The organism is Blastococcus sp. SYSU DS0619 (assembly GCF_054051035.1).
Genome location: NZ_JBJHAM010000014.1, coordinates 93,629 through 106,645, shown reverse-complemented (window position 1 = coordinate 106,645; position 13,017 = coordinate 93,629). Strand labels below are relative to the sequence as shown.

Genomic DNA, 13,017 nt, shown 5'->3' with positions numbered 1-13,017 from the left:
CGCCCCCCCCCACCCCCGCCCCGCCGCCCCCCGAGCCGCCCGCCGCCCCCCCCCCCCCCCCCCCCCCCCCCCCCCCCCCCCCCCCCCCCCCCCCCCCCCCCCCCCCCCCCCCCCCCCCCCGCGGCTACTTCAGGAGGCTCCGCGCGATGACCATGCGCTGCACCTGGTTGGTGCCCTCGTAGATCTGGGTGATCTTGGCGTCGCGCATCATCCGCTCGACCGGGAAGTCCTGGGTGTAGCCGGCGCCGCCGAAGAGCTGGACGGCGTCGGTGGTCACCTGCATGGCGACGTCGGAGGCGAAGGCCTTGGCCGAGGCCGAGACGCGGGTGACGTCGGGCCGGCCCTGCTCCCCCGCCGCCGCGGCGACGTAGACCAGGTGGCGGGCGGCCTCGATCTTCATCTCCATGTCGGCGAGCATGAACTGCACGCCCTGGAACGAGCCGATCGACGTCCCGAACTGCCGGCGCTCCTTGACGTAGGCCACCGACGCGTCCAGCGCGCCCTGGGCCACGCCGACGGCCTGCGCGCCGATGGTCGGCCGGGTGAAGTCCAGCGTGCGCAGCGCCGTCTTGAAGCCGGTCCCGGGCGCGCCGATGATCCGGTCGGCGGGGATGGTGCAGCCGGTGAAGTACAGCTCGCAGGTGGGCGAGCCCTTGATGCCCATCTTGCGTTCCTTCGGGCCCACGGCGAAGCCGGGGTCGTCGCGGTGCACGGCGAACGCGGAGATGCCGTTGGCCCCCTTCCCCGGGTCGGTGACGGCCATGACCGTGTACCACTCGGAGATGCCCGAGTTGGTGATCCAGGCCTTGGTGCCGTCGAGCACCCAGGAGTCGCCCTCCAGCCGGGCGCGGGTCTTCATCGCGGCGGCGTCGGAGCCGGCCTCGCGCTCGGACAGGCCGTAGCTGATCATCGCGTCGCCCGAGGCGATCGACGGCAGGACCTTCCGCTTCACGTCCTCGGACGCGGACAGGATGATCGGCATCGACCCGAGCTTGTTGACCGCGGGGATCAGCGAGGCGCTGACGTCGACGCGGGCGACCTCCTCGATGACGATGCAGGTGGCGATCGCGTCCGCGCCCTCGCCGCCGTACTCCTCGGGGATGTGCGTGGCGTGGAAGCCGGCCGCGGTGAGCGCCTTCTGCGCCTCGATCGGGTAGCGCGAGTCCGCGTCCACCTCGGCGGCGTAGGGGGCGATCTCCCGCTCGGCGATGTCGCGCACCGCCGCCCGGATCGCCTCGTGCTCCTCGGTCAACGCGTACAGCCCGCTGTTCGTACCCACGCCGCCGATCGTAGGACGTCCGATTACCCGTCGGTAGCGAGGCGCTCCATGCGGGTGAGCAGCTGTCAGGCCGGGGACTGGTCCGGTGCGGTCCCGAGACCTCCGTAGCGGCGGGCGAACGACTCGGGGTCGGAGAAGTCCGCGATCCGCTCCCGGATGAGGTCGTCCGGCCAGGTCCACCACTGCGAGCGGAGCATGGCCTCGCGGACCTCCTCCCGGAACCGCCACCGGATCAGGCGGGCAGGCACCCCACCGACGATGGCGTAGGGCGGCACGTCCCGGGTGACCACGGCGCCCGCGGCGACGACCGCCCCCGTGCCGATGTGCACCCCCCGCACGATGGTGACCCGACCACCGATCCACACGTCGTCCCCGATGGTGACCGGCCGGTTGTTCGGCCGGTCCACCAGCTCTGCCTCGCCGTCGTGGTCGACGAAGCCCCGTGACCGGAGGTAGGTGATGGGGTTGGTGGTGACCCGGTCGAGCGGGTGGTTGAACCCGGCGATCGTCACGTCCAGGGCGATGCTGGTGAACGACCCGATCGACGCCAGCGCCGGCCTCGGGTGCTCGATCCACTGCTCGAACCCGTAGGTGTACCGCCCGACGGTGAAGCCGCACCAGCGCTGCACGTAGTAGCGCGCCAGCCGGTTGCCCCGGTCGGTCCAGTGCCACGGCTGGGTCGCCCGCTGCCAGCGCACCAGACCGGGCAGCCGCCTCGGGAAGGATTCCCGCGACCGGTTGAAGTGCTCGGCGAGGGCGACGTCCTCACCGTCCAGGCCGAGCTGCTCCGCAAGCTCGTCGACGGGACGCACGCCGAAGACGGCGCGCCGGAGGGCCGGCCGGGCACGCCGGGCCAGCCGCGGTCGCACGGTGGCCAGCAGGCCCCTCGCCGTCCTCCCTGCTGCGCGGGTCACCGGTCGGAGCGGAGTCGCTCGGTCAGCGCGGCGTCGCGGGCGACGACGCTCTCGGCGAGCTCGGCCTGGAACCGCTCGACCCGGGCGCGCAGCTCCGGGTCGGCGGCGGCGAGGATGCGGACGGCGAGCAGGCCGGCGTTCCGCCCGCCACCGATGCCCACGGTCGCCACCGGTACGCCGGCCGGCATCTGCACGATCGACAGCAGGCTGTCGAGCCCGTCGAGCCGGTCCAGCGGCCGGGGCACACCGATGACCGGCAGCGGCGTGGCGGCGGCCACCATGCCCGGCAGGTGCGCCGCTCCCCCGGCGCCGGCGACGATCACCCGCAGCCCCCGGGCGGCCGCGCCCTCGGCGTAGTCGAGCATGCGGCGCGGGGTCCGGTGGGCCGAGACGACGTGCGCCTCGTAGGCGATGCCGAACTCCGCCAGCGCCTCGGCCGCCGGCGCCATCATCGGCCAGTCGGAGTCGCTGCCCATGACGATGCCGACGACCGGGTCGTCGGCGGGGACCGGCTGGCTCACGGGGGCCTCCTCGGGGCTCGGGGGATCGGGCGCTCAGTGGTCGTGCTCGAAGGCGAAGGCGGGGTCCACGACCCCGTCGGCGAGGTAGCGCGCGGCGGCGACCGCCCGGGCCCGCACCTCGACGACGTCGTCGCCCAGCGCCGTCACGTGCCCGAGCTTGCGGCCCGGGCGCTGCGTCTTGCCGTACCAGTGCAGCTTCACGTCCGGCCAGTGCGCCATGCAGTGGTGCACGCGCTCGTCGAGCGCCGGCCCCGACCAGCCCTCGGCCGCCGCGGCACCACCCAGGACGTTGGCCATCACCGCGACCGGCGCGGTCATCGCCGTCGAGCCCAGCGGGTAGTCGAGGACGGCGCGCAGGTGCTGCTCGAACTGGCTCGTGCGGGCGCCTTCGATGGTCCAGTGCCCGGAGTTGTGCGGGCGCATGGCCAGCTCGTTGACCAGCACGCCGTCGGGGGTCTCGAACAGCTCGACGGCGAGCATGCCCACGACGCCGAGGGAGTCGGCGATCCGCACGGCGAGCTCCTGCGCCGCGACCGCCCGCTCCTCGGGCAGGCCGGGCGCCGGGGCGATCACCTCGGCGCACACCCCGTCGCGCTGGACGGTCTCCACCACCGGCCACACGGCGACCTGGCCGAACGGCGACCGGGCCACCTGCGCGGACAGCTCGCGCACCATGCGCACCCGTTCCTCGGCCAGCAGCGTGCCGTGCCGCTCGAGCAGCTCGGCGACCTCGTCGGGCCCGTGCACGACGAAGACGCCCTTGCCGTCGTAGCCGCCGCGCGGGGTCTTGAGCACGACCGGCCAGCCGACGTCGTCGGCGAACACGGTGACGTCGTGGACGGTGCGCGCCTCCACCCACGCGGGCTGCGGCTCCCCCGCCTCGGCCAGCGCCCGCCGGAGCACGAGCTTGTCCTGGGCGTGCACCAGCGCCCGCGGGCCCGGCGCGACCCGGGTGCCCGCCGCCTCGAGCGACTCCAGGTGCTCGGTCGGCACGTGCTCGTGGTCGAAGGTGACGACGGTGGCGCCCTCGGCCAGCGCGCGCAGGGCGTCGAGATCCCGGTGGTCCCCGAAGCGCACGTCGGCGGCGACGAGGGCGGCGGACTCCTCGGGGCCGGCGGCCAGGACGCGCAGCGACTGGCCGAGCGCGACGGCGGCCTGGTGGGTCATGCGGGCGAGCTGGCCGCCGCCGACCATGGCGACCACGGGCAGGCCGGTGTGCGGGTGCAGGGCAGCAGACATGGTGCCCGAAGGCTAGCCCGGCGCCCTCGTGACCGCGGCACCCTCCGGGTCCTCCGTAGACTGCGGCCGTGGCCCCCCTCGCGCAGCTGCGCCGGCTCCTGCGCGACGGCCCCAGCCGCCTCGTGCGGGAACTGAGCGCCTTCGGGGTCGTGGGCGCGGTGTGCTTCCTGGTCGACGTGGGCCTGTTCCAGCTGCTCTACGCCGAGGTGGGCCTCGGCGCGGTGACGTCGAAGCTGCTGGCCACGCTGGTGTCGATGTCCCTCGCGTTCGTCGGGCACCGGTTCTGGTCGTTCTCCGACCGCGCCCGCACCGGCCTGCGCCGCGAGTACACCCTCTTCGTCGTGGTCAACGCCGCCGCCCTGCTCCTGGGCCTGGCCATCATCGGCGTCGTCCGCTACCCGCTCGGGCAGGACAGCGCGCTGGTGCTGCAGGGAGCCAACCTCCTCTCCATCGGGCTCGGCACGGTGCTGCGCTTCCTCGCGTACCGGCGGTGGGTGTTCGTCGAGGAGCCCGCTGCGACCCGGGACGAGCCGCCCGTGGCCGAGCCGCCCGTGGCCGAGCGGACCCGGTGAGCAGGCCGGCCCCGGGCGGCCGGGTGGTCGCCGTCGTCCCGGCCCGGGCCGGCTCCCGCGGCCTGCCGGGGAAGAACCTCATGACGGTCGGAGGCGCGTCCCTGGTGGCCCGCGCCGTCCGCAGCGCGCGGGGGGCCGGCATCGAGCAGGTCGTCGTCAGCACCGACGGCGCCGACATCGCCGCCGAGGCGGAGCGGCTGGGAGCGACGGTGGTGCACCGGCCGGCCGAGCTGTCGACCGGGAGCAGCCGGACGGTCTCCGCGCTGCTGCACGCCGCGGAGGCGCTCGACCTGCCCGACGACGCGACGGTCGTCCTGCTCCAGCCGACGTCCCCGTTGCGCACGGCCGGCGACGTCCGCGCCGTCCTCGAGCGGCACGCCCGGGGTGACGTGCGCACGACGCTCACCGTCACCCCCGCCGAGCACCACCCCTACAAGCAGCTGCTGGTCGGACCGGACGGCTCCGCGCGCCCGGTGCGCACCTGGCCGGACCTGGAGGCTCCCCGGCAGGAGCTCCCCGAGGCGCTGCGGATCAACGGCGCCGTCTACGCCACCGCCCTGGGCGCCATGCGCGCCGCGGACTCGGTGATCGTCCCCGAGGTGGCAGCGGTCCCGATGCCCGCCGAGCGGAGCGCCGACGTCGACACCCTCCAGGACCTCGACCGGGTGCGCGCGGCGGCGGGCGACCCCGACGCGGGCTAGGCGGAGGTCAGCGGTCGGCGAACCGCTTCTGCAGCGGCAGCCGCCACACCGCGTCGTCGCGCAGCAGCGACACGATGCGCCCGGCGGCCCCCACCGACCCGAAGTGCTCCTCCGGCGGCGTCCGACCCTGTGCCCGGGCCCGGCGGACGGCGGCCACGATCTCCTCGGCGCGCGCCTCGACGTGCTGCACCGACGTGGCCGGGGACCGGCCGTTCTGCCGGGAGCCCACGTCGACGGCCGGGGTACCGAGCACCGGCGCCTCGCGCACCCCGCTGCTGGAGTTCCCGACGATGACCTCGGCGTGCCGGAGCAGGGTCAGGTACGCGGGAAAGCGCATGGACGGCAGCCGGACGATGCCCGGCAGCCCGTGCAGGCGTTCGAGCGCGGCCCGGATGTCGGGGGTGCCCTCGTCGTTGTTGGGGTCGATCACCACCCAGGGACCCCCGATCTCCAGGACGGCGTCGACGAGCTCCTCGGCCTGGCGGCGGTTGGAGCCGGCCTCGGTGGTGACGGGGTGCATGGCGACGATCCCGTACGGCGGCTCGGGGGTGTCGTACCGCTCGCGCACCGGCCCCAGCGGGCTGGCCGCCGCGGCGGCGAGGGCATCGGCCTCCGGACTGCCCACGACGAAGATGCGGTCCTCGTCCTCGCCGAGCTGCCGGACCCGTGCGCACGCCGACTCGTTGGCGACGAAGTGGACGTGCGCCTGCTTGGTCAGCGAGTGCCGGATCGAGTCGTCGATCGTCCCGGAGACCTCGCCGCCCTCCACGTGGGCGACCCGGGTGTTGGTGAGGCTGCCGGCCAGCCCGCCGGCCAGCGCCTCGACGCGGTCCCCGTGCACCAGCACCATGTCCGCGGACTCGGCGAGCAGCAGCCGGGCGATGGAGTTGAGACTGTTGGCGAGCACGAGGGCCATCGGCTCGTCCTCGACCTGGTTGGGCACGTGGTGGACGTGCCGGAGCCCGGCGCGCTCGATCTCGCGGACGGTGTATCCGTACCGGCGCAGCAGGTGCATGCCGGTGACCACGAGCGAGAAGTCGACGTCGGGGGCGTCCTGCAGGCCGAGGAAGACGTCGCGCATCTTCCCGAAGTCGGCCCGCGTGCCGGTGATGCCGATGATGCGGCGGGCCCTGGCCGGCTCGCTCACCCGGCCGCCAGGTCCGCCCAGGACAGCTGCACGTCGGCGGGCAGGTCGCGGGCGGCCACCCGGCCCAGCACCGTGTCGTAGTCCACGGCCTTGAGCTCGCCGGTGCCGGGTCGCTTGACCCACACGTTGTCGACGCCGAACGGCTCGCCCGCCGCCACAGGGGCGATGGTGACCACGCAGGCGTAGGCGAAGTCGATGGTGGGCTGCTCCTCCGGGAGGATCTCCTTGCGGCCCCCGCGGGCCGCGGCGAGGACGTCCGCGCCCTCGATCAGCCGGCCGAAGTCGGCCGGCAGGCTGGAGATCGGGATGTCGGGCCCGGGCCACGACATGTCGGAGGTGAAGTGGCGCTCGAGCACGTCGGCGCCCACCGCCACCCCGCCGAGGCAGGCGTAGATCGACGTGGTGTGGTCCGACAGCCCCAGCACCGCGTCGGGGAACGCCTCCTGCAGCTCGGTGATCCCGCCGAGGCGGACCTTCTCCGGCGGCGTCGGGTAGAGGCTCGTGCAGTGCATCAGCGCGAACGGCACGCCGGCGGCCCGGAGCAGCTCGACCGACGGGCGGATCGTGGAGACGTCGTTCATCCCCGTGCTGAGCAGCACCGGCTTGCCGAACGAGGCGATGTGCCGCACCAGCGGGTAGTTGTTGCACTCGCCCGAGCCGATCTTGAACGCCGGGACGTCCATGCCGGCCAGCCGGTCGGCGGCGGCACGGCTGAACGGCGTGGACAGCGCGATCAGCCCGCGGTCGTGCGCGTGCGCGAAGACGTCCTTCTCCTCGGCGGCGGACAGGGCGCAGCGCTGCATCATCGTGTAGATCGACTCGTCGGCGTTCCCCGGGACGACGTCGTTGGGGATCATCTCGTCCTCGACGACGTGCGACTGGAACTTGACGCACTCGACCCCGGCGTCGGCCGCGTCGTCGATCATGCGGTGCATCCGGTCCAGGTCGCCGTCGTGGTTGATGCCGAGTTCGGCGATGACCAGCGGGCGGTGTCCGGGCCCGATCGGGCGGGCACCGATCGTCATCTTCGGGGCAGGTGCCGACATGTCACCCACGGTAGAGGAACGCCGCCGGTCGGTCGCCCGGACGACGACCCCACGGCCCGTCCGCCCCACGCGTTCACCGCAGCCACAGCAGCCGGGCCGTTCTCCCCCGCTGTCCCGGCCCACCGCCCGGCACCGGGCGGAGCGGGCCGGGGCGCGCTCTACCATCGGCCGGACCGCGCGGACGGCTGGAGGACCATGAGCGAGACGACGGACGTGCAGCGGCGCAACGACGTGCGCGAGCTCGTCCGGAGCTACGCACGCGACCGCCGGGTGCGCTCGGTCGCCGTGCTGGGCAACAAGCCGCTGGAGCCCTCCTCCGAGCGGGCCGCGGCGGTCGACGACTGCGACCTGGTGATCCGGGTCAACAGCTTCCGGGTGGACGAGGACGGCGAGCCGCCGGCCTACGGCCGCCGCGTCGACACGGTCTTCTTCCACCGCGGGGTGGTGGCCACCCGCTGGTTCTTCGAGAACTACCACGACCGGCTCTACGTCCTGGTGGAGCCAGGTCGCCTGCACTGGGAGCGCGAGGCGCTGCCCGACTGGTGGCCGGCCGACCTGGGCCAGGTGCACCTCTCCAACGCCGATGCGACCCTGCGGCTGTCCGACCAGCTCGGCCTGGACAGCATCCGGGACGGGGTCTGGTCGACGACCGGCACCCTGGCCGCCTGGTGGGCGCTCGACGCGTTCCCGGACGCCCGCGTCGAGCTGGCCGGCTACTCCTTCGTCGAGGACGCCACCCAGACCAGCTGGTCGCACGCCTCCGGGAACACCACCACCATCACGCCGGAGCACCGGCTCGCCGAGGAGGCGGCCCTGATGCGGGGCTGGCTGGCCGACGACCGCACCCGCATGTGGTCCTGACCGGACCGACGCCCTCGCCTACGAGAGGACCCCGATGAGCCTGCTTCCCCGTCCCGTCCGCGTGCGCCTGCACCGTCTCGTCCAGGCGCGCATCGACGAGAGCCTGCGCGCACTGCACGAGCGCAACGACCACCTCGACCGCCGGCTGGACGCCATGGCCGCCCGCATCGACGAGCTGGCCGCCGCCGTGGACCTGAAGAACGTCTCCGAGCGCGTGGACCGGCTCGACCAGGTCACCGGAGCGGCCGGGGAGCAGCTCCGGCGGCTGGACGAGCAGGCGACCTGGAACGCCCACCAGATCTCCCGACTGGCGCCGCAGGCGGCGGCGTTCGAGCAGCGGCTGGAGCGCGAGGCCCGGCCGCTCGTCGTCCGGTCCGACGGTGCCGACCTGCCCGAGTCGCGCATGCTGGTGGAGGTCGTGCGCGACGAGCACGCCCGCATCCGCGCTCGTCTGTCGTCTCTGTCCGCGTACGAGGAGCGCATCCGTCGTCTGGAGGATCGCGCCTTCCCGCCGCCGACCGACTGACCGCCCGCCGCCCCGCCTCCGACGGCGCGCTCTGCCTGAGCCCGGCCGGTTGCGCTCGGGCCGCTCGAGGTCAGCCGGCCAGGCGAGACCCGTTGCGGCCCGCGATCACCTCGAGCCGCGTGGGGATGCGGGTGCGCAGCTCCTCCAGGTGGCTGATCACACCGACCGTGCGACCGCCCCGCCGCAGCTCGTCCAGCACGGTCATCACCGCGTCCAGCGCCTGCGCGTCGAGGGTGCCGAAGCCCTCGTCGACGAAGAGCGTGTCGATGCGCACGCCACCGGTCTCGGCGGTGACGACGTCGGCGAGGCCGAGGGCCAGCGCCAGCGAGGCCATGAAGCTCTCCCCACCGGAGAGCGTCTTCGTCGGCCGCCGGACGCCGGTGTACTCGTCGAAGACGTCCAGGCCGAGCCCGCCCCGGGCACCGTGCCGGCCCTGCGCGTCGCTGTGCAGGAAGGTGTACCGGCCGCCGGACATGTCCAGCAGCCGCCGGCTGGCGACCTCGGCCACCTGCTCCAGGCGGGCGGCGAGCACGAAGGACTGCAGCCGCATCCGGCGGGTGTTCGCACCGCGGCCGTGGGCCAGGTCGGCCAGCGCGGTCACCTGATCGGCCCAGCCGCGCAGCTCGGCCAGCTCCATCTCCGCGGCGGTCACCCGGCCGACGAGGTCGGCCAGGGACGCGGTGCAGCGCCGCGCCTGCTCGAGCGCGGCCACCGCGTCCTCCCGCCGCCGGGTCACGCCCGCGCAGCGGTGCTCCAGGGCGCCCAGGTCGGGCCGCGGGGGGAGGTCCGCGAGCTCGGCGTCGGCCAGCCGCCCGCGCAGCAGCGCGACGCGCTGGTCATGCTCGTCCAGCTCCCGGTCCAGCCGGACGAGGCGGCCTGGCTCGAGCAGGGCCGCCGCCGCGTCGAGCAGGTCGTCGAAGCCCGCAGCCGCCACCCGCTCCTCGGCGGCCCGGCGGGCGGCCTCCGCCTGCGCGCGCGCCCGCACGTCCTCGGCCCCGGCGGTGACGACCGCCTCGCACCGGTCGGCCGCCGCCGACAGCCGCGCGACGCGGGCCGGGAGGTCGGCGTCGTTCCCGCGCGCAGCGGTCAGCCGCTCGGTCAGCTCGGCCAGCCCCAGGGCGAGCGCCTCCCGTTCCGCGGTCCGCGCACGTCGCTCCTCGCGGTCCGCCGCCAGCCCGGTGACGGCGGCCTCCCGCTCGCCGGCCAGCCGCTGCAGCGCGGCCTCGGCCGCGGCGAGCCCGCCGGCCAGCTCCTCCACGGCCTGCACGGCGGTGACCAGGTCGGCGACCCGCTCGGCCTGCTCCGCCCCCGGGAGCTCCCCCGCGCGGGCGCGCAGCCCGGCCAGCTCCCGCTCAACGGCGTCGAGCCGGGCGACCGCCGTGCCGAGCGCGGCCTCCTCGGCGTCGGCCCCCGCCCGGGCGGCATCCTCGTCGGCCGCGGTGACCCGCGCGCCCTCGTGCACCGCCGGCCGCGGGTGCTCGGTGGCGCCGCAGACCGGGCACCCCTCCCCGTCGGCGAGCGCAGCGGCCAGCTCCGCGGCCATCCCGTCCAGCCGCCGCCCGCGCAGGTCAAGCCATCGCTCGCGGGCGTCGGCCCACACCTCGCGGCGCGTCCGGACGTCCTCGCGCAGGCCCTCCAGCCGGCGGTCCAGCGCCTCGGCGGCGCGGGCGGCCTCCAGCGCGGCCCGGGCGGCGTCGAGCGCGCTCCGCTGCGCCGGCAGCTCGGTGGCTGCCGTCCGCGCCCGGGCGAGGCGCTCCTCGTGGTCGGCGATGAGGGCAGGGAAGCCGGCGAGGGCCCGCTCCCCCTCGGCACAGCGCCCGGCCAGCTCGGCGACGGTGCGGTCCAGCGCCGCGACGGTGCGCTCGACCGCCGCCGCCCGCTCCAGCTCGGGCAGCAGCGCCCGCGCTCCGGCCACCTGGTCCCGCAACTCGCGGACGACCGCCGGGGTGGCCGCGCGCCCGTCGGCCACCGGCGTCCAGGCGGCGGCCGCGGCCGACAGCACGTCCGCCGCGTGCTCCGCGGCCAGGGCGGCCGCACCGGCCGCCTGCAGCACGTCGCGCAGCGGCTCGGCCCGGCGGCCGGCGTCCCGCTCCGCACGCAGGGGCGCCAGCGCGGGCTCGCGCTGCGTCAGCCCGGCCAGCTCCGTGACGGCCTGGGCCCGCCGGGCGTGCCGCTCCTCCAGCGTCCGGGCGGCGGCCAGCTCGGCGTCGATCGTGGCGACCTCCGCGGCGGCCGCATCGGCCCGCGCCGCCTCCTGCGCCAGGCGCGCGGTCGCCGCCGAGCGGACCTGCTCGACCCACGGCACGACCCGGGTGCCCGGACCCGCCCCGACCAGCTCCGGGGCGAGCTCCTCGGGCACGTCGACGTCGGCGATCTGGGCCACCCGGGCGACCAGCGTGCCCAGCTGCGCGCGCTGGGCCGCGGTGCGCTCCCGGGCCGCCGCGCGCTCCTCGGCCAGCCAGTCCTCCGCCCGGGCGAACCGGTCGACGTCGAAGAGCGTGCGCAGCAGCTCGGCCCGGTGCTCCGGCTCGGCGCGCAGGAAGCGCGCGAAGTCGCCCTGCGGGAGCAGCACGACCTGGCAGAACTGGTGGACGTCGAGCCCCAGCCGCGTGCGCAGGTGCTCGGACCCCTCGTCGATCCGGGTGCTGACCGGCTCCCAGCCACCGTCGGTGAGCCGGGAGACCAGCAGCTTGGCCTGCTCGGTGGCCCACCCCTCGCCGCGCTTCTTCGGCCGCTGCTGCTCCGGCCGCCGGACCACCCGCAGCCGCTCCGCGCCCAGGGTCAGCTCGCAGGTGACCTCCGTGCGCGTGGCCGCGTCGGCGTGGTCGCTGCGCAGCCGCTTCTCCTCGCCGCGCGCACCGGGCACCCGCCCGTAGAGGGCGAACACCACGGCGTCGAGCAGGGTGGTCTTGCCGGCGCCGGTGGGGCCCCAGAGCAGGAACAGGCCGTCGCGGCCGACCTCGTCCAGGTCGACCTCGACGGTGCCGGCGAACGGGCCGAACGCGGTGACCGACAGCCGGTGCAGCCTCATCGGGCCGCCTCCGCGCGGTCAGCGGCCCCCAGCGCCCGGGCCAGCAGCTCCCGCTCCCCAGCGGTGGCCGGCACGCCGCGCACGTGGCTGACGAACTCGCCGGCGACGTCGAGGGCGCTGCGCCCCTTCATCCGCTCCTGGTAGCTGCCGCCCTCGCCCGCCGTCCCCGCACCCGCCCAGTCCAGGTGCACGCAGAACGGGAACCGCTCCTGCAGCCGGCGCATGGGGTCGGCCGGGCGGGCCGGGTCGGTGAGGCGGGCGGAGACGAAGTGCTGCTCCGCGGCGGCGTGCGCCGGCTCACCCAGCAGCTCCTCCAGGGTGCCGGTGAGCACCGACAGCGGCCGGGGCGTGGGCAGCGGCACCGCGCGCACCTCGGCGAGCCCCGCGGCGTCGAGCTCCACCAGCCACGCCTGCTTCTGCTGCCCGGCCTCGCCGAAGGAGTAGGCCAGCGGCGACCCGCTGTACCGCATCCGCGGGGAGAGCGTCTGCGGCCGGTGCAGGTGCCCGAGCGCGACGTAGTCCACGCCGTCGAAGACGTCCGCCGGCACCAGGTCGACCCCGCCGACGCAGATGTCCCGCTCGCTCTCGCTGGCCACCCCGCCGCCGACGAAGGCGTGCGCGAGCACCACCGACCGGGCCCCCGGCCGCAGGAACAGGTCGGCGCGCACCCGGTCCATCGCCTCGCGCAGCACCGCCTCGTGGCCCCGCGCGCCGGGGACGCCCAGCTCGTGGCGGGCCACCTCCGGCTCGAGGTAGGGGATGCCGTAGACCGCCACCTCGCCGTGCTCGTCGGCGAGCAGCACCGGCTCGTCGAGCCGAGGGGTGACCGCCCGGACGTGCAGGCCGGCCGCGCTGAGCAGGCCGGAGAACGTGCCGAGCCGGCGGGCGGAGTCGTGGTTGCCCGGGGTGAGGACCACCCGGGCGCCGGTGGCCAGCAGCCGGCCGATGACGCGGTCCAGCACGCCGGTGGCGTCGGCCGAGGGCACCGCGCGGTCGTAGACATCCCCGGCGACGACCACGACGTCGACGCCCTCGGCGGTGACGACCGCGGCCAGCCCGCCGAGGACCGCCTCCTGCTCGGCGAGCAGGTCGGTGCCGTGCAGGGTGCGGCCGATGTGCCAGTCCGAGGTGTGCAGCAGCCGCATGGGAACGGAAGGTAGGGAGGGGGTCCGACAGAACC

At 75.7% G+C, this 13,017-nt stretch carries 12 protein-coding genes; 4 read left to right on the top strand and 8 right to left on the bottom strand.

What is annotated here, in order from left to right; genetic code table 11:
• Positions 1 to 124: 124 nt before the first annotated feature.
• The 4 genes from ACI79T_RS15385 to ACI79T_RS15370 form a co-directional block, all read right to left on the bottom strand.
• On the bottom strand, positions 125 to 1,279 hold the full coding sequence (locus ACI79T_RS15385) for an acyl-CoA dehydrogenase family protein (protein WP_456610949.1): 1,155 nt from the start codon (positions 1,277 to 1,279) through the stop codon (positions 125 to 127).
• A gap of 65 nt (positions 1,280 to 1,344) precedes the next feature.
• On the bottom strand, positions 1,345 to 2,193 hold the full coding sequence (locus ACI79T_RS15380; RefSeq protein WP_456610948.1) for a CatB-related O-acetyltransferase: 849 nt from the start codon (positions 2,191 to 2,193) through the stop codon (positions 1,345 to 1,347).
• Positions 2,190 to 2,714, bottom strand: coding sequence for a 5-(carboxyamino)imidazole ribonucleotide mutase (gene purE / locus ACI79T_RS15375; protein ID WP_456610947.1), 525 nt, complete (start codon positions 2,712 to 2,714; stop codon positions 2,190 to 2,192). The genes ACI79T_RS15380 and purE overlap by 4 nt, the downstream gene beginning before the upstream one ends.
• Positions 2,715 to 2,747: 33 nt before the next feature.
• Positions 2,748 to 3,953, bottom strand: a complete 1,206-nt coding sequence (locus ACI79T_RS15370) for a 5-(carboxyamino)imidazole ribonucleotide synthase (RefSeq protein ID WP_456610946.1) — start codon at positions 3,951 to 3,953, stop codon at positions 2,748 to 2,750.
• Positions 3,954 to 4,021: 68 nt separating this feature from the next.
• On the opposite strand from ACI79T_RS15370, the gene ACI79T_RS15365 reads away from it, so the two are divergent.
• Together ACI79T_RS15365 and ACI79T_RS15360 are read left to right on the top strand one after the other, a co-directional pair.
• Positions 4,022 to 4,525: a GtrA family protein gene (locus tag ACI79T_RS15365; protein ID WP_456610945.1), complete on the top strand. Its 504-nt coding sequence runs from the start codon at positions 4,022 to 4,024 to the stop codon at positions 4,523 to 4,525.
• The gene (locus tag ACI79T_RS15360) at positions 4,522 to 5,226 is read left to right on the top strand and encodes an acylneuraminate cytidylyltransferase family protein (protein ID WP_456610944.1); all 705 of its coding nucleotides are present in this window, start codon (positions 4,522 to 4,524) and stop codon (positions 5,224 to 5,226) included. The genes ACI79T_RS15365 and ACI79T_RS15360 overlap by 4 nt, the downstream gene beginning before the upstream one ends.
• Before the next feature lie 7 nt (positions 5,227 to 5,233).
• On the opposite strand, the gene neuC is transcribed toward ACI79T_RS15360, so the two are convergent.
• The gene (gene neuC, locus ACI79T_RS15355) at positions 5,234 to 6,373 is read right to left on the bottom strand and encodes a UDP-N-acetylglucosamine 2-epimerase (protein ID WP_456610943.1); all 1,140 of its coding nucleotides are present in this window, start codon (positions 6,371 to 6,373) and stop codon (positions 5,234 to 5,236) included.
• Positions 6,370 to 7,419: an N-acetylneuraminate synthase family protein gene (locus ACI79T_RS15350; RefSeq protein WP_456610942.1), complete on the bottom strand. Its 1,050-nt coding sequence runs from the start codon at positions 7,417 to 7,419 to the stop codon at positions 6,370 to 6,372. Before ACI79T_RS15350 ends, neuC begins: the two co-directional genes overlap by 4 nt.
• A 195-nt stretch (positions 7,420 to 7,614) precedes the next feature.
• Here ACI79T_RS15350 and ACI79T_RS15345 point away from each other — a divergent pair, with 195 nt between their 5' ends.
• Positions 7,615 to 8,280, top strand: coding sequence for a hypothetical protein (locus ACI79T_RS15345; RefSeq protein WP_456610941.1), 666 nt, complete (start codon positions 7,615 to 7,617; stop codon positions 8,278 to 8,280).
• A 34-nt stretch (positions 8,281 to 8,314) separates the two neighbouring features.
• Positions 8,315 to 8,806, top strand: coding sequence for a hypothetical protein (locus ACI79T_RS15340; RefSeq protein WP_456610940.1), 492 nt, complete (start codon positions 8,315 to 8,317; stop codon positions 8,804 to 8,806).
• Positions 8,807 to 8,876: 70 nt separating this feature from the next.
• On the opposite strand, the gene ACI79T_RS15335 is transcribed toward ACI79T_RS15340, so the two are convergent.
• Both ACI79T_RS15335 and ACI79T_RS15330 read right to left on the bottom strand, forming a co-directional pair.
• Entirely contained in the window at positions 8,877 to 11,837 is a 2,961-nt protein-coding gene (locus ACI79T_RS15335; protein ID WP_456610939.1) for an AAA family ATPase, read from the bottom strand.
• Positions 11,834 to 12,982, bottom strand: a complete 1,149-nt coding sequence (locus tag ACI79T_RS15330; RefSeq protein WP_456610938.1) for an exonuclease SbcCD subunit D — start codon at positions 12,980 to 12,982, stop codon at positions 11,834 to 11,836. Before ACI79T_RS15330 ends, ACI79T_RS15335 begins: the two co-directional genes overlap by 4 nt.
• Positions 12,983 to 13,017 lie beyond the last annotated feature (35 nt).